The sequence below is a fragment of the Aeromonas sp. Y289-2 genome (assembly GCF_027705925.1).
Classification (GTDB): Bacteria; Pseudomonadota; Gammaproteobacteria; order Enterobacterales; family Aeromonadaceae; genus Aeromonas; species Aeromonas veronii.
The window spans coordinates 118,576-135,523 of the sequence record NZ_JAPDCH010000003.1; the positions used below are offsets into that span (position 1 = coordinate 118,576).

At 60.9% G+C, this 16,948-nt stretch carries 6 protein-coding genes, 1 tRNA gene and 2 riboswitches; of the genes, 6 read left to right on the forward strand and 1 reads right to left on the reverse strand.

Going from position 1 to position 16,948, the window contains the following annotated elements:
- Nucleotides 1-66: 66 nt before the first annotated feature.
- Together OKC43_RS07015 and OKC43_RS07020 are read left to right on the forward strand one after the other, a co-directional pair.
- Nucleotides 67-3,522 (forward strand): hybrid sensor histidine kinase/response regulator, encoded by a 3,456-nt coding sequence (locus OKC43_RS07015; protein ID WP_236271544.1) that lies wholly within the window; start codon nt 67-69, stop codon nt 3,520-3,522.
- A gap of 234 nt (nt 3,523-3,756) precedes the next feature.
- A riboswitch (cyclic di-GMP riboswitch) is annotated at nt 3,757-3,844 on the forward strand.
- 103 nt (nt 3,845-3,947) lie between these two features.
- Entirely contained in the window at nt 3,948-6,542 is a 2,595-nt protein-coding gene (locus OKC43_RS07020) for a glycosyl hydrolase family 18 protein (protein WP_236271545.1), read from the forward strand.
- A gap of 130 nt (nt 6,543-6,672) precedes the next feature.
- Here the strand turns inward: OKC43_RS07020 and OKC43_RS07025 are convergent, their stop codons facing one another.
- Nucleotides 6,673-7,908, reverse strand: a complete 1,236-nt coding sequence (locus OKC43_RS07025) for a sensor domain-containing diguanylate cyclase (RefSeq protein ID WP_236271546.1) — start codon at nt 7,906-7,908, stop codon at nt 6,673-6,675.
- Between the two features lie 315 nt (nt 7,909-8,223).
- Nucleotides 8,224-8,311, forward strand: a riboswitch (cyclic di-GMP riboswitch).
- Between the two features lie 99 nt (nt 8,312-8,410).
- Between OKC43_RS07025 and OKC43_RS07030 the strand changes: the two genes are divergently transcribed.
- The 4 genes from OKC43_RS07030 to OKC43_RS07045 all read left to right on the forward strand — a co-directional run bounded on the left by OKC43_RS07030 (nt 8,411) and on the right by OKC43_RS07045 (nt 16,942).
- Nucleotides 8,411-11,023, forward strand: coding sequence for a glycosyl hydrolase family 18 protein (locus OKC43_RS07030; protein WP_236271547.1), 2,613 nt, complete (start codon nt 8,411-8,413; stop codon nt 11,021-11,023).
- Nucleotides 11,024-11,096: 73 nt separating this feature from the next.
- Entirely contained in the window at nt 11,097-14,081 is a 2,985-nt protein-coding gene (locus tag OKC43_RS07035; RefSeq protein WP_236271548.1) for a M66 family metalloprotease, read from the forward strand.
- A 79-nt stretch (nt 14,082-14,160) separates the two neighbouring features.
- Nucleotides 14,161-16,077: a glycoside hydrolase family 19 protein gene (locus tag OKC43_RS07040; RefSeq protein ID WP_236271549.1), complete on the forward strand. Its 1,917-nt coding sequence runs from the start codon at nt 14,161-14,163 to the stop codon at nt 16,075-16,077.
- Between the two features lie 789 nt (nt 16,078-16,866).
- Nucleotides 16,867-16,942 (forward strand) — tRNA-Ala (locus tag OKC43_RS07045).
- Nucleotides 16,943-16,948: the final 6 nt, after the last annotated feature.

The following is a 16,948-nucleotide window of genomic DNA, read 5'->3' on the forward strand; positions in this document are numbered from 1 at the left end:
TTGGCTGCTGCCTCTCTAGACTGGCGAGGCTGTATACAAAAACTCAACATGGACAAGGAGTTATCGATGCACCAGGGATGGCTGCTGATCGGATTGTCGCTCACCTATCTGGGGCTGCTGTTTCTGATCGCCTTCGTGGCAGACAAGCACAAACGGCACCGTCTCAAGGGGCAACCGCTGCTCTACAGCCTGTCGCTGGCGGTCTACTGCACCTCCTGGACCTTCTTCGGCACCGTGGGGCAGGCGAGTGAATCGCCCTGGTCGCCGGTGCCCATCTACCTTGGCCCCATGCTGGTCTTTCTGTTTGGCTGGCGGCTGCTGGCCCGCCTTATTCTGGTGGCCAAGCGCGAGCACATCACCTCCATCGCCGACTTTATCGCCGCCCGTTACGGCAAATCCCAGCGGCTCGCCATGGTGATCGCCCTCATCGCCATCATGGGGATCCTCCCCTATCTGGTGTTGCAGCTTAAAGCCATCGTCACCGGGCTGGATCTGCTGATGGTCAACAGCGGCGGCATCAGCCCGACCAGCAATACCAGCGAGCTGGCGCTCGGGGTTACTCTGCTGCTGGCGCTGTTCAGCATCCTGTTCGGTACTCGCCATCTCGATGCCACCGAGCACCACAGGGGGATGGTGGTGGCCATCGCTTTCGAGTCGGTGGTCAAATTGCTGGCCTTTATCGCGGTGGGGGGCTTCGCCCTCTGGCTGATCCTGAGCAAACCTGGCGAGGCTCACGAGCAGGTGACCCGCGACTTCTTTGCGCAGGTGGTGGCGGTGAGCCCCGGCAACCTGCTGGAGCTTGCCATCTATACGGTGCTGGCGATGTGCGCCGTTATCTGCCTGCCGCGCCAGTTTCATGTGACTGTGGTGGAGAACAATCAGGGGCAGGATCTGCACTGGGCGCGCTGGATCTTCCCGCTCTACCTGTTCGTGATGGGGCTCTTTATCTGGCCGCTGGCACTGGCGGGCAAACAGTGGGTGGGGGCAGACATGGCCTCCGACACCTATGTGATCAGTCTGCCGATGGCCCTCGGTTTCGATGGCATGGCGATGCTGGCGTTTCTCGGCGGCACCTCGGCGGCCACCGGCATGGTGATCGTCTGCACCATCGCACTGGCGATCATGGTGAGCAATGATCTGGTGCTGCCGGTGCTGCTGCGCCGCTTCTGGCGGCAGGGGCGCGACGAGCGGCTGGTGCGGCTGCTGTTGCAGGTGCGTCGTGGCGCCATCCTGCTGATCTTGCTGGCGGCCTGGGGGCTCTACCTCTGGCTCGGCGATCTCACCAGTCTGTCGCGAATCGGCTATCTCTCCTTTGGCGCGGTGGCCCAGTTTGCGCCGGCCCTGCTGCTCGGCCTCTACTGGCGTCACGGCAATCGCAAGGGGGTCTATCTCGGTCTCTTCCTTGGGGTGAGTCTCTGGTTCGTCACCCTGCTGGTGGAGAGCGGGCTGCTGGCCGGTTCACCGCTGGCCGAACTGCTGGCACCGCCGGACTGGCCTGCGTTTCGCGAGCTGAGTCTCGGGGCCTGGTGCATCTTCCTGAGCCTGCTCTTCAACCTGCTCGGCTATGTGGCGGGCTCGCTGCTGTCGCGCCCTGCGGTGAGCGAGCGGCTGCAGGCGGCCAACTTTGTCGGCAAGCCGAGTCGCGATACCGCTGCCCTCTATCAGGCGCGGGTCTCGGTCAAGGAGCTGGAGATGCTGGCGGCCCGCTTTGTCGGCTCAAGCCGGGTCAAACGCGCCTTTGGTCGTTTCGCCGGTGAGCGGGGCGGCACCCTGGCGCCCCAGATGCAGGCCTCGGCCGAGCTGATTGCCCACACCGAGCGGCTGCTGGCGGGGGTGTTTGGCACCTCATCAGCGCGGCTGGTGCTCGCCTCGGCCCTGCAGGGGCGCAACATGCAGCTCGAGGAGATCGCCACCATAGTCGATGAGGCCTCCGACGTGTTTCGCTTCAACCGAGGCTTGTTGCAGGGGGCGATCGAGCATATCGGGCAGGGGATTTCGGTGGTGGACAGGGAGCTTAGGCTGGTGGCATGGAACCGCCGCTACATCGAGCTGTTCCACTATCCGCCGGGGCTTATTCAGGCTGGGCGCCCCATTGAAGAGATCATCCGCTACAACGCGCAGCAGGGGCTCTGTGGCCCCGGCGATATCGAGGAGCACGTGGCGCGGCGGGTCGCCTTTATGAAGCGGGGCAGCGCCCATATCTCGGCGCGGGAGCGCCCGGACGGGCGGGTGATCGAGATGCAGGGCAACCCCATGCCCGCCGGCGGTTTTGTCATGACCTTTACCGATATCACGCCGTTTCGCGATGCGGAGCGAGTGCTGCGCGAAGCGAACGAACATCTGGAGGCGCGGGTGGCCGAGCGCACCCGTGAGCTCTCCGAGCTCAACCGTCAACTGCTGCTGGTGAACCAGCAGGTGGAGCGGGCCAATCAATCCAAGAGCCGTTTTCTGGCGGCGGTCAGCCATGATCTGACCCAGCCCCTCAATGCCGCCAAGCTGTTTACCTCCTCCCTGCTGGAGATGTTGCCCGATGCTGGCGAGCAGGCCCGCATCGCCCGCCATATCGACGATGCGCTGGGGGCGACCGAGGATCTCATCACCGATCTGCTCGATATCTCGCGGCTCGAAGCGGGCAAGTTCAAGGCCAAGAAGCTCGACTTTGCCCTGCGCGATCTGCTCGACAACCTCAAGGCGGAGTTTGGCGTGCTGGCGCAGGCGGGGGGGATCCACTTCTCGGTGGTGGAGAGCAAGCATGCGGTACACAGCGATGTGCGGCTGCTGCGCCGGGTGCTGCAGAACTTCCTCACCAATGCGTTTCGCTACAACCCGGGGGGCCGGGTGCTGCTCGGTTGCCGCCGGATGGGGGACAAGATCCGCATCGAGGTATGGGACAACGGCCCCGGCATCCCGCAGGACAAGCAGGAGGCTATTTTTGACGAGTTCTCCCGCCTCGATCACTCCCGCACCGCCAAGGAGCAGGGGCTGGGTCTGGGGCTCGCCATCGCCCGCGGCATCTCGCTGGTGCTCGGTCATCAGCTCACATTGCAGAGCTGGCCGGGCAAGGGGTCGGTCTTTGCGGTGACCCTCAATCTGGCGACCCGGCCGGTCACGGCCCATCAGTTGGCGGCACCGGTGGCGCGCGACAGCCAGCTGGAAGGTGTCGCCGTGCTCTGTATCGACAATGAGCGGGACATTCTGACCGCCATGAGCACCCTGCTCGGCCGTTGGGGCTGCGAGGTGCGCTGCGCCGTCGATCTGGCCGAAGCCGAGGCGCAGGTGGCACAAGGGTTTGTGCCGAGACTGGTGCTCTCCGACTATCACCTCGACGACGGCAAGACCGGGTTGGAGGCGCTTGCTGTGCTGCAACGGGTGTGTGGCGACGAGCTGGGAGGCATCATCATCAGTGCCGATCGCAAGAGCGAGTTGCAGGCACAGATCCGCGAGCGGGGGTATGGCTACATCAGCAAACCGGTCAAACCGCTCAAACTGCGAGCCCTGATGAACAGCCTGCTGCTGCGCTAGCCGCAGCCGGGGCGGCTAGCCGTGAACCGGCTCACAAAACCGCGCAATGATCCTGTGGACCCTGGTCATGGATGAATGCCGAAAACAGAGATTTATTGGCGAAGATCTCTTCATCTTCCTGCGTAATGGCTGCCAGTTAGTGCATTGGCTTGCCACTGTCGGTGAACGCCGACAGTGGCAGACCGGATTGGCTCACTCTATAGTCGGGATGCGATTTTTTGCATCGCAAATGAAGTAACCGAAGGGCAAACCGATCGCAAGATCGGGACGCAAAGCTTCCGGTCCAGGGATGAGCCGTACTTGAGATAGCGGGGCCACCACAGGTTGTTGTGCACCTTTGCCAAGAGGCCGCACTGCCGTCTGCGTTACCTGTCAGGGCGTAGCCCTTTTCGTTACCAACATAACGAAATAGGGAAATATAAAAAATGCTAAGTCCAAAGCCTACCATGCTGGCCCTCGCGGTCGGTCTGTGCTGCGCCTCGTCCGCTTATGCTGCGGTGCCCGGCAAGCCCACCATCGGATGGGGCCCCACCAAGTTTTCCATCGTTGAAGTCGATCAGGCGGCCACTGCCTACAACAATCTGGTCAGGGTAAAGGATGCCGCCGATGTGGAGGTGAACTGGAACCTCTGGAGCGGCGATCTGGGCCAGAGTGCCAAGGTACTGCTCAATGGTCAGGAGGTGTGGTCCGGCCCCTCGGCCGCGGCGGGCAGCGCCAAATTCAAGGTGAAGAAAGGGGGGCGCTACCAGATGCAGGTGGCGCTGTGCAACGCCGATGGCTGTACCCTCTCTGATGCCAAGGAGATCGTGGTCGCCGATACCGACGGCAGTCATCTGGCGCCACTCAAGGCGCCGCTGCAGGAGAACAACAAGCCCTACGCCAACAAGTCCGGCAAGGTGGTGGGGACTTACTATGTGGAGTGGGGAGTCTATGGCCGCAAGTTTACGGTGGACAAGATCCCGGCCCAGAACCTGACTCATATCCTCTATGGTTTCACCCCCATCTGCGGCGGGGATGGCCTCAACGACAGCCTCAAGGAGATCGAAGGGAGCTTCCAGGCGCTGCAACGGGCGTGCGCCGGCCGGGCGGACTTCAAGGTGGCGATGCACGATCCCTGGGCTGCCATCCAGATGCCGCAAGGCAACCTCACTGCTCATGACGAGCCCTACAAGGGCAACTTTGGCGCCCTGATGGCGCTCAAGCAGGCCTATCCGAACCTCAAGATCCTCCCCTCGGTCGGCGGTTGGACCCTCTCCGATCCCTTCTATTTCCTCGGTGACAAAACCAAGCGTGACGTGTTTGTCGGCTCGGTGAAAGAGTTTCTGCAGACCTGGAAGTTCTTCGACGGTGTGGATATCGACTGGGAGTACCCGGGCGGACAGGGCGCCAACCCGAAACTGGGCAGCCCGAGTGATGGTGCCACCTATGTGGTGCTGATGAAGGAGCTGCGGGCCATGCTCGACGAGCTGGAGGCCGAAACCGGGCGCCAGTATGAGCTCACCTCGGCCATCGGGGCGGGGGGCGACAAGATCCAGGATGTGGACTACAAGGCGGCCCAGCCCTACATGGACCACATCTTCATGATGACTTACGACTACAACGGTTCCTGGAGCAACACCGAGCTGGGCCACCAGACCAACCTCTATCCGGCGAGCTGGGACCCCGCAACCAAGTACACCACCGACAAGGCGGTCAATCAGCTGCTGGCGCAGGGGGTAGACCCTGGCAAGCTGGTGGTCGGGGCCGCCATGTATGGCCGTGGCTGGACCGGGGTGAGCGGTTATCAGGGCAACAACCCCTTCACCGGCAAGGCGACCGGCAAGGTGAAAGGTACCTGGGAGGACGGGGTGGTGGATTACCGCGACATCGTCAACAACCGGATGGGGGCAGGCTGGGAGAAGGGGTATGACGAAGTGGCTGAGGCGCCCTATCTGTTCAAGGCTGCGACCGGAGACCTCATCACCTATGACAACGAGCGCTCGGTCAAGGCCAAGGGGCAGTATGTGCTGGCCAACAAGCTCGGTGGCCTCTTCTCCTGGGAGATCGATGCCGACAACGGCGACATTCTCAACGCCATGCACGAGGGGTTGGGTCACGGCAGTGGCGTCACGCCACCGGTCAACAAGCCGCCGCTGGCCAACGCGGGCAGTGACCTCAAGGTGACCGGCCCGACCGAGGTGACGCTGGATGGTTCGGCCTCCCACGATCCGGAAAACAGCGCGCTCAGCTACAGCTGGAAGCAGATCTCCGGCCCGCAGGTTGGCTTGCTTGATGCTACTCAGGCCAAGGCACGCGTGGTGCTGGATGCCGTGACTGCCGACATCAATCTGGTGTTCGAGCTGACAGTGAGCGATGACCAGCAGTTGAGTGCCAAGGATCAGGTGGTGGTGACCAACAAGGCGCCGCAGGCCAATCTGGCGCCGGTGGTGAGTCTACCTGCTACGGCCTCTGTGGAGGCGGGCAAGCAGGTGACCATCAAGGCGACCGCCTCCGATCCGAACGGTGATCCGTTGACTTATCAGTGGAGTGTGCCGGCAGGCATCACCGCAACGGGTCAGAACAGCGCCACTCTGGTGGTCACCGGCCCGAGCGTCACCAGCGACACCGGCTATGACCTGAGCGTCACTGTCTCCGACGGCGGGCTGGATGCCAGTGCGGCAACCCGTCTGACGGTCAAACCGGCCAGCAGCGGCGGTGGTTGCACGGCGACCGATCCGGATGCGGCCAACTGGCCAGTCTGGAAAGCGGCCAGCACCTATAACAGCGGCGACAAGGTGAGCCACAACCAGCTGGTGTGGCAGGCCAAGTACTGGACCCAGGGCAACGAGCCGAGCCGCACTGCGGATCAGTGGTTGCTGGTGAGCAAGGTGCAACTGGGTTGGGATGCCAATGTGGCCTACAACGGTGGCGAGCTCACCACCCATAACGGCCGTCAGTGGAAGGCGCAGTACTGGACCAAGGGCAATGAGCCCGGCAAACACGACGTCTGGCAGGATGTGGGAGCCGCCAGCTGTAAATAAGCATTGAATGGTGGCGGGGCATGCCGGTCATGCCCCGTTTTTTCTCCCCGCTTCGCCACATTCTGGCGGGTCTGCCAATCGGTTTCCCCACCCAGCTTCTCTTTTGTGCCTGCAAAGCAGCCCTTCCGGGCTAGTGATTAATGCTCTCCCCGATAGCTGGCATCTGTGCCGCACGTTGCTCTTTGTGGTGCCGCTTGTGTTGGTACATGTCGGCATCGGCTCTGGCAAACGCGGCGGCAAAGTCGCCGCGATAGGGGGCCATCCCCATGCTGCACGAGATAGTGGGGGAGGCGCTGGCCAGCATGGTGGTCAGCCTGGCCATCGCCTGTCGCAGCTCGGTCGGTGTCAGAGTGGTGAGCAGCACAAACTCATCCCCGCCGAAGCGGGCGGCAATCACCCCCTGACCGAAGTGCTGGCGTATGCCATCTGCGATAAGGCGCAGGGCCTGATCACCGGCCAAATGGCCACTGCTGTCATTGAGCTGCTTGAGATTATCCATGTCGATCAGCAGCAGGGTGCCTTCCGGCTGCCCCTGCAGAGCGAGTTCGAATTGCTGGCGATTGGCGAGCCCGGTCAGCTGGTCGGTATTGGCCAGCTGATAGATGCGGCGGGACTGCTGATAGATGGTGATGGCGTGGCGAATATCCCGCGCCAGGATCGCCATCAGGTGGCTGTCGTAGCGGGTAAAGGCATTACGTTTGCTGCTGTCCATATTGATCATGCCGTAGAGCTGACCATCGATATGGATCGGGGTCGCCAGCGTGGCCTGGATGGGCAGGTCGGTGCAGTTGACCAGCAGCTCTCTGTCCTGTTCGGACAGGGGCATGGTGGCATTTATCTTCGACAGGTCGTTGATCAGCAGTGTTTTGTTGCAGCGCCCCTGAGTCAGCTTGTACTGAAAGGTGTGCTCCAGCGGCAGATTGATCCGCCGCAGTTTCACCAGATCCATGCCGATGGCCACTTCATATCTCAACATGCCTGTGCCCGGCAGCAGCTTGATCAGGCAGCCCATCTCGGCTCCCGGGATCAACATTACGGCTCGTCTGAGCAGATCCTCCAGAAAGGCCTCTTCGGTCTGGTATTGCGCCGAGTTGCGGGCCAGCTCGGCGGTGGTTTCGTTGATCTTGAGCGCCTCACTCAGATGCTGCCACTGGCGGTGCAGATGGTAGCGGTAGTGGCGATAGAGCCAGAAGGTGCAGATAAGGTAGCTCTGGACTAGCAAGGTGCTGGCAAGCGGCGCCCTTTGCCAGCCATTGAGGCTGTTGATAAGCCAGATCATCCCGGCCAGTGGCAAGGCATAAATCGTCAAACGAACAAATTTGTCGTATCTGGATAACCGGGTGCGTGAGGGCAGTTCGTTGGGCATGAAGACACCTGCTGGCCATGCAAAGCGGCGATTATAAATTCATTAGTTGCGACACAGATGGGTCTTTTGTCGCATATTGTTCTTACTCATTGATTTTTCTCAATTTGGTGTGATGCAGATCAAAAAAATGGTGTGAGGTATCTGGTTGGAGGTGATGAGATTAGGTCTGCATATCCGGCTGTTTTTTAAATATTAATTTCTTGAAAGTGGGTAATTGTCAGGGTTGGTAACTGGTGGGCTGGCAATGGTCCGATTTGCTTACTTATCAGAATTACCCTACAGTCAATCGGCGATTATTTATCGCCAGAAATAACGTTGTGACAAGGGCAAACCGATTGAAAAGTCGGGACGCAAAGCTTCCGGTCTAAGGGTCAAGACGGCCTAGGATAGCGGGGCCACCACAGTAGAATGCAGGCTGCCTTTGCCAAGGGGTGGCCGTTTTTGTGTCACCTGTCGTGTTGCGTTGCCCTTTCGTTTTTCCAATAACGAAAAGGAAAGCAATATGCTAAGTCCAAAACCCGCACTGCTGGCCATGATGGTCGGCACCCTGCTCGCCTCCTCCGCCGCTTATGCGGCAGCTCCCGGAAAACCCGCCATCGGTTGGGGCCCCACCAAGTTTGCCATCGTTGAAGTCAACCAGTCCGCGACCGCTTATAACGAGCTGGTCAAGGTGAAGGATGGCGCCGATGTGACCGTCACCTGGAATCTCTGGAACGGCGATATTGGCCAGAGTGCCAAGGTGCTGCTGGATGGCAAGGAGGTGTGGTCCGGTCCCTCTTCCGCCGCGGGTACCGCCACCTTCAAGGTGCACAAGGGGGGCCGCTATCAGATGCAGGTCGCGCTGTGCAACGGCGATGGCTGCACCCTGTCTGATGCCAAGGAGATCGTGGTCGCCGATACCGACGGCAGCCACCTTGCGCCGCTCAAGCCAGCTCTGCAGGAGCACAACAAGCCTTACGTCAACAAATCCGGCAAGGTGGTCGGCACCTACTATGTGGAGTGGGGGGTCTATGATCGCAACTTCACTGTGGACAAGCTGCCGGCCCAGAACCTGACCCATATCCTCTATGGCTTCACCCCGATTTGTGGCGGTGATGGCCTCAACGACAGCCTCAAAGAGATTGCCGGTAGCTTCCAGGCGCTGCAACGTGCCTGTGCAGGGCGCAAGGATTTCCAGGTCGCCATTCACGATCCCTGGGCCGCGCTGCAAAAAGGGCAGGGGTCACTGGTTGCCTGGGATGAGCCCTACAAGGGCAACTTCGGCAACCTGATGGCCCTCAAGCAGGCTTATCCGGACCTGAAGATCCTCCCCTCCGTCGGTGGCTGGACCCTCTCCGATCCCTTCTTCTTCATGCATGACAAGGCCAAGCGTGACGTGTTCGTCGCTTCGGTCAAAGAGTTCCTGCAGACCTGGAAGTTCTTCGACGGTGTCGATATCGACTATGAGTTCCCGGGCGGCGACGGTGCCAACCCCAATCTGGGGGACAAGACCAAAGATGGTGAAACCTATGTGCTGATCATGAAGGATCTGCGCGCCATGCTCGACGAGCTGGAGGCCGAGACCGGTCGCACCTATCAGCTCACCTCCGCCATCGGTGCCGGTTACGACAAGATTGAGGATGTGGATTACAAGGCTGCCCAGCAGTACATGGACCACCTCTTCGTGATGAGTTACGACTACAACGGTGCCTGGAGCAATACCTCCCTGGGTCATCAGGCCAACCTCTATCAGGCTACCAACGGCTCGGCCAACAAGCGCTACAACACTGATGCAGCGGTGCAGCAACTGCTAGCGCAGGGGGTCGACTCCGGGAAGCTGGTGATCGGTGCCGCCGCCTACGGTCGCGGCTGGAAAGGGGTGAGCGGTTATCAGGGCAATGACCCCTTCACCGGCACCGCCACCGGCAAGATCAAGGGCACCTGGGAAGATGGCGTGCTGGACTATCGTCACATCGTCAACAGCCATATGGGCGCAGGCTGGGAGTACAACTACGACGAGACTGCCGAAGCGGCCACCCTGTTCAAGCCATCCACCGGCGAGCTGATCACCTATGACGACGAGCGCTCGGTCAAGGCGAAAGGCCAATACGTGCTGGCCAACAAGCTGGGCGGGCTCTTCTCCTGGGAGATCGATGCCGACAACGGCGACATCCTTAACGCCATGCATGAAGGTCTCGGTCACGGTGAAGGGGTTACTCCGCCAGCCAACAAGCCGCCAGTAGCCAACGCGGGCAGCGATGTGGCGGTGACCGGCCCGGCTACCCTGACGCTGGATGGCTCAGCCTCCCACGATCCGGAAAAAGGCTCTCTGACCTACAGCTGGAAGCAGGTTTCCGGTCCGCAAGCCGTGCTGGGTGATACCACGCAGGCCAAGGTGCGGGTCGATGTGAATGCCGTGAGCGCAGATACCGCGCTGGTGTTCGAGCTGACGGTGACCGATGACCATCAACTGACCGCTAGGGATGAGGTGGTGGTGACCAACAAGGCGCCGCAGCCCAACTTGCCTCCGGTGGTGACTTTGCCTGCCAGCGTCAAGGTGGAAGAGGGCAAACAGGTGACCATCACCGCCAAGGCATCCGACCCCAATGGCGACGAGCTGATCTATCAATGGCAAGTGCCTGCCGGTATCACGGCGACCGGCCAGAACAGCGCCACCCTGGTGGTCACCGGCCCGGCGGTGGATGTCGAAACCGGTTATGACATCTCTGTGACCGTCTCCGATGGCGCACTCGACGCCAACGCGGCCACTCGTCTCACCGTCACGCCAATCAACGAAGGTGGTGAGGGTGGCTCTTGCAACACCACAGATCCGGAAGCAGCCAACGTTCCCGCATGGCAGGCCAGCAAGGTCTATAACGGCGGTGACAAGGTGAGCCATAACCAGCTGATATGGCGTGCCAAGTACTGGACTCAGGGTAATGAGCCGAGTCGCGCCGCCGATCAGTGGGCGCTGGTGAGTCAGGTTGAGCTGGGCTGGAACGCAGCCGTTGCCTACAACGGCGGGGATCTCACCAACCACAACGGCCGTCAGTGGAAGGCCAAGTGGTGGACTCAAGGCAATGAGCCGGGCAAGCACGATGTCTGGCTGGATATCGGGGCAGCAAGCTGTAACTGAGGCCTCCTCACCGATGACGGGGCATGGCGACATGCCCCTCATTCCCGGTAGCAATATGAACGAGAACCCGACAATGACCACAAATGTGACCCGAATCGCTGCCCTCATCATGGCAACCCTGGCGGCTGGCCCCTTGTCTGCCGCCACCTCGCCCCTGATATTCAATGAGACGACACCGCAAAGCGATCTGGCGGGCAGCCTGGCTGCCAGCGTGCAGTTTGCCCAGAGCCAGATCCTGCCGTCCCATCCCAAAGAGGGGGATCGCCAACCCATCCTGACCAGCCTGCGCAAGAGCCTGCTGCTGGTGAAACCACTCCAGGCCGACGGGGTGACCCCCATGACGGTGGAGGCCCGTGACGGCAGCGGCAAGCTGCTGGGCACCCTGACCTTGTCGCCGCCATCGGCGCTGCCAGAGACTGTCTACCACCTCGCGGGGGCTCCAGAAGGCGGAGTGAGCTTCGTCCCTGAGAGCGGCACCACTGCCATCATCATCAGCAGCAGTGCTGATTTGGCCAAACTGAACGACAAGAGCGGCGCCTTCCTCAAGGAGCGGCTCACTGGTCGCGCGCTGGTGGAGATCCAGACCGCCGACGGCCGCTGGGTTCGGGATATCTACCTGCCCGTGAGCCCGGAGCTGGAGGGGAAGATGGTGCGGATCCGCTCCAGCGCCGGTTATAACTCGACGGCCTTTTATGGTGAGCGACAGGTGACCGTCTCCCGTGGCCAGACCCTGCAGTTCAAGTTTGCCAACGGGCAGTGGTTCCGCGAGGGGGAGCTGGAGAACAACCGCATCACCTATGCAGCGGATACCTGGAGCGGCGAGCTGCCTGCCGAGTGGATCCAGCCCGGACTGAACCTCTCCGTTCGTCAGGGCAATCTCAGTGGTGAACTGCGTGACATCAAGGTCGGCGCCCCCGGCGAGCTGCTGCTGCACACCATCGACATCGGCATGCTCACCACACCACGGGATCGCTTTGCCTTTGCCAATGACAAGGAGGCCCATCGCGAATACTTCCAGACCATTCCGGCCAGCCGGATGATTGTCAGTCAGTATGCACCGCTCTCCCTGCCTGAGGTGATGCTGCCCAACGGCACCCTGCTGACCGATTTTGACCCGAGCGAAGGGGGCTGGCATGGCGGCACCATGCGTCAGCGCATCGGCAAGGAGCTTATCTCCCACGGCATCGACAATGCCAACTACGGCATCAACAGCAGTGCCGGTGAAGGGGAGGGAAGCCATCCCTTTGTGGCGGCCCAGCTGACAGCGCACAACAGTCGCGGCAAGTATGCCAATGGAGTTCAGGTGCACGGAGGTTCCGGTGGCGGTGGCATCGTCACGCTGGATGATTCGCTGGGCAACGAGTTCAGCCACGAGGTGGGCCATAACTTCGGCCTTGGCCACTATGTAGATGGTTTCCGCGGCTCGGTTCATCGCAGTGCCGATCAGCTCAACTCCAGCTGGGGCTGGGACAGTGACAAACACCGTTTCATCCCCAACTTCTCACCGACCCGCACCAATGAGGATGCCTGTCTGGATGGCCAGTGCCAGCCGCCGTTCGATGGCCGCAAGTTTGGCCATGATGCGATGGCGGGCGGCCGCCCTCTCTCCGGCGCCAACCGTTTCACCCTCTATACCCCCAATTCGGCCGCCATCATCCAGCGTTTTCTGGAGAGCAAGGCGGTGTTCGATGCCAACTCGGCCACCGGCTTTAGCAAGTGGAACAGTGCGACGGCCAGGATGGAGCCCTATCAGCACACAATCGAGGGGATCGAGAAGGTCGATGCCCCCATGGATGCCCTGAGCGAGGCCGGACTGAGTGCCCTGCTGGCGGATTACGGTTTGGTCAGGGTCGCCATGTGGGATGGTCGCTGGACCCGTGATATCCGGGTGCCGATTGCCTCTGCGGACAACCGTGGGCGCAGTCTGACCATCGATCACGGGGCCGGTTACAACAGTCGCCTCTTTATCAACGGCAAGGAAATTGTGGTGAACCGGGGCTTCAAGAAGAGCTTCACCTCGGATGGCCAGAGCTGGGTGGAGGTCTCCCCCATCGATACCAAGGTTGCGCGCAAGCCCGAGCAGTTCGGCGTGCCGGTGACCACCTTGGTGGGCTATTACGATCCGCAAGGAGCCCTGCGCAGCTACATCTATCCGGCACTGCACGGCGCCTATGGCTTCACCTACCCGGATGACAGCAACACCCTGTCCGGCAGTGACTGCCAGTTGCAGTTGGAGACTCGCGATGGTCTGCAGCGCTTCAGGCTGGCCAATCACAGAGCGGCCAGCAGCGTCATGAACAAGTTCCACATCAACCTGCCCACCGCCAGCGAGCCCGGCCGCGCCACCATCCAGTGCCGTGGCCAGACACTGGTACAGCAGAGCTTGCTGCCACCGCAGCAGGCGCTCTCCTTTACCGTCAACGGGCGGCCGCTGGATCAGGGCGTGGTTGAGAACCAGCCTCCGGTAGTGACCGTACCGGCGCAGCTCGGCGGCATCGGCGGTGAGTGGCTGACCATCACTGCCGAGGCGAGCGATCCCGAGGGCGATACGCTGAGCTACCGCTGGCACTTCCCGGCGGGCTGGCAGGCGGAAGGCGAGACCAGCGCCAACCTGCGTCTACTACCGCCGGCTGTCACCACCAGCGAGCAGCATGAGCTGAGTGTGAGCGTCTCGGACGGGGTACATCAGAGCGAAGGGCGCGTCGTGCTGACGCTGGATCCCGTGGTCGATGATTCTTGCAACACCACCGATCCGGAAGCGGCGAATGTTCCCGCATGGCAGGCCGGCAAGGTCTACAACGGCGGTGACAAGGTGAGCTACAACCAGCTGGTATGGCGTGCCAAGTATTGGACTCAGGGCAATGAACCGGGCCGCGCCGCCGATCAATGGGCGCTGGAGAGTCAGGTTGAGCTGGGCTGGAGCGCGACCGTTGCCTACAACGGCGGGGATCTCACCAACCACAACGGCCGTCAGTGGAAGGCCAAGTGGTGGACTCAAGGCAGCGAGCCGGGCAAGCACGATGTCTGGCTGGATGTCGGGGCGGCAAGCTGCCCCTAGGTTGAGTCCATGATGAAGATGGCGGAGCCTGTTCAGGCGGGCTCTGCCTTTTGCCACAAAACCATAGAGAGCAACAATAATGAAAAAAAACCGCATCACCCTTCTGCTTGCCGGCATGATGCTGAGCGGCCACCTGTGGGCGGCCGAGGCATACGATATCAACAAATCCTATCCGGGCGGCAGCCAGGTCAATTACAACGGCCAGGTTTTCGAGGCCAAGTGGTGGGTCAACCCGGGCCAGACTCCGGGCATGGCGGCCGCCAATGAATGGGATACTCCGTGGAAGCTTGTCGGCGAAGGGGAAGTGACCCCGCCGGACACCGGCGGCGATGACAAGCCCAATCCGCCGACACCTACCCCGCCGGATGGCAGCACCACCCCCGTCTATATGAGTCAGGCCGAGCTGGATGCCAAAGAGAAGGCGCTGACCGACTTCCCGGCGATGGAAGCGGTCAAGGCCTCCATCGCTACCCGTGACAATCTGGTCGTAGAAGCTGTGCAGCCGGGCCGTGTCGACAACCCGGGCAACGTCAAGCGGGTCGAAAGCCTGCTGAGTGAGAGCCAGTTCAACTACCTGTTCCCGCTACGCGCCCCCGAGTACACCTATCGTGGCCTGTTGCAGGCGGCGGCCAAGTTCCCGGCCCTGTGCAGCGACTACAGCGACGGCCGCGATGCTGACGCCATCTGCCGCAAGACTCTGGCGACCATGTTCGCTCACTTCGCTCAAGAGACCGGCGGCCATGAAAACTGGCGCCCGGAAGCCGAGTGGCGTCAGGCGCTGGTCTACGTGCGCGAGATGGGATGGAATGAGACCATGCGCGGCGGTTACAACGCCGAGTGCCGTCCCGATGTGTGGCAGGGTCAGCAGTGGCCGTGCGGTACGTTCGACAATGGCGAGTTCAAGAGCTACTTTGGGCGCGGCGCCAAGCAGCTCTCCTACAACTACAACTACGGCCCCTTCTCCGAGGCGATGTTCGGCACGGTGCGCACCCTGCTCGACCGCCCCGATCTGGTGGCCGACACCTGGCTGAACCTCGCCAGTGCGGTGTTCTTCTATACCTATCCGCAGCCGCCCAAGCCCTCCATGCTCCATGTCATCGATGGCACCTGGCAGCCGAATGACCATGACAAGCAGAACGGTCTGGTGCCGGGCTTCGGGGTCACCACCCAGATCATCAACGGCGGGGTGGAGTGCGGCGGTCCGGTCGAGCATGCCCAGTCCCAGAACCGCATCAACTACTACCGCGAGTTTGCCAACTACCTCGGAGTGGCGGTGCCATCCGACGAAGTGCTGGGTTGCAAGAACATGAAGGTGTTTGACGACAATGGCGCCGGTGCCTTGCCCATCTATTGGGAGCAGGACTGGAGCTATGTGGCAGAGAACCCCAACGGCGGCAAGAGTTACGCTTGCAAGCTGGTGGGCTACCAGACCCGTTTCAGCGCCTTCAAGGAGGGGGATTACAGCCGCTGCGTTCAGCACTTCTATCCCGAAGTGGTGATCGAGGATAACGGCGGTGGCACCAACCTGCCGCCGGTGGCCAATATCACCGGCCCGGCGCAGGCGGAAGGTGGCAGCAAGGTGACCCTCTCCGGTCAGCACTCCAGCGATCCCGAAGGCAAGCCGCTCTCCTATGCCTGGACTATTCCGGCAGGTGCCTCTGCACCGGCACTGGATCAGGTCACTCTGGAGTTGACTCTGCCCAAGCCGGCCAGCGATACCAGGCTGGAGATCAAACTGACGGTCACAGATGAAGGTAATCTGAGCCGCAGCACCACCCATAGCCTGCTGGTGAAAGGAGAGGATGGGGGCGTAACGCCGCCTGACTATCCGGCCTATAAAGAGGGGACTCCCTACAAGGCGGGCGAGCGGGTCAGCAATGGCGGTGCCAGCTACGAGTGCAAACCGCACCCCTACACCGGCTGGTGTGCCGGTGCCGCCTGGGCTTATGAGCCGGGCAAGGGCACGGCTTGGGCCGATGCCTGGATCAAGCTCTGAGCCGTTTCAGGGTTACAAGGCTTACCGATTAGCCAGCGCACTATCTGGTGTAATCACAGTCTGGAGCAATAAAAGATGGGGCCTGCGGGCCCCATTCTTGTTTGGTGGAGTTCAGGTTTGGCCGTGGAACATCTGGCCCGGACAGGACAGCGCCTCGAAAGGGCTGTATGATGATGTGTGTTGTTTTTTTATTACATTTTCCGTGAAAGGCTTTCAGCAATTACTTTCCGTAGCGGAAGTAGTATTCACGGGTGGAGGGGGCATAGGCATCTTTCTCTACAACGCCGTTCTTGGTGGTTGCACCGCGCAGGTGGAACAGGACTGCCAGATTCTCAAACATGGTTTACCTCATCGCTCTGTCATTTATGGTTATGGTGTGTGACCTGGGTCACGGTTTGATCCTATGGTCATTTGTGAGCCGGATCAACTTTCTGTGTTGTAAATTTACAAAAAATCATGGAAAGGGTTTTCAAATGCAATGCCCTTTATGGAAAGGCTTTCCCGAGGTGACGGGGGAGAAGCTGATGATCAGCTAGCAAAAGGGGCCTGAGAGCGGGGGCGTAGCACGGGGAAAGAGGCTCGCTGCACGGCCCCTCCTTTATAGGTGCTTGAGCCGATTTGTGACATAAAACAGAGAGATAGCACGCGTCTTGCTGGTAAAAACAGCGAACTGCTGCAATTTTGACTAAACGAATCAGTCGTGGTTATTTTAGGGTTGACAGCAAAGCGGGTGATGCCTATCATGCGCCTCCGTTGCCGGAGATAACTTCGTCAGCGCCGAGGTGAGTTGGGGTTATAGCTCAGCTGGGAGAGCGCTTGCATGGCATGCAAGAGGTCCGCGGTTCGATCCCGCGTAGCTCCACCAAATTCT

Excerpts from the sequence above, each read along its gene's own strand:
- OKC43_RS07015 (WP_236271544.1), top strand. The coding sequence starts at position 67 with ATGCACCAGGGATGGCTGCTGATCGGATTGTCGCTCACCTATCTGGGG.
- OKC43_RS07020 (WP_236271545.1), top strand. The coding sequence starts at position 3,948 with ATGCTAAGTCCAAAGCCTACCATGCTGGCCCTCGCGGTCGGTCTGTGC.
- OKC43_RS07025 (WP_236271546.1), bottom strand. The coding sequence starts at position 7,908 with ATGCCCAACGAACTGCCCTCACGCACCCGGTTATCCAGATACGACAAA.
- OKC43_RS07030 (WP_236271547.1), top strand. The coding sequence starts at position 8,411 with ATGCTAAGTCCAAAACCCGCACTGCTGGCCATGATGGTCGGCACCCTG.
- OKC43_RS07035 (WP_236271548.1), top strand. The coding sequence starts at position 11,097 with ATGACCACAAATGTGACCCGAATCGCTGCCCTCATCATGGCAACCCTG.
- OKC43_RS07040 (WP_236271549.1), top strand. The coding sequence starts at position 14,161 with ATGAAAAAAAACCGCATCACCCTTCTGCTTGCCGGCATGATGCTGAGC.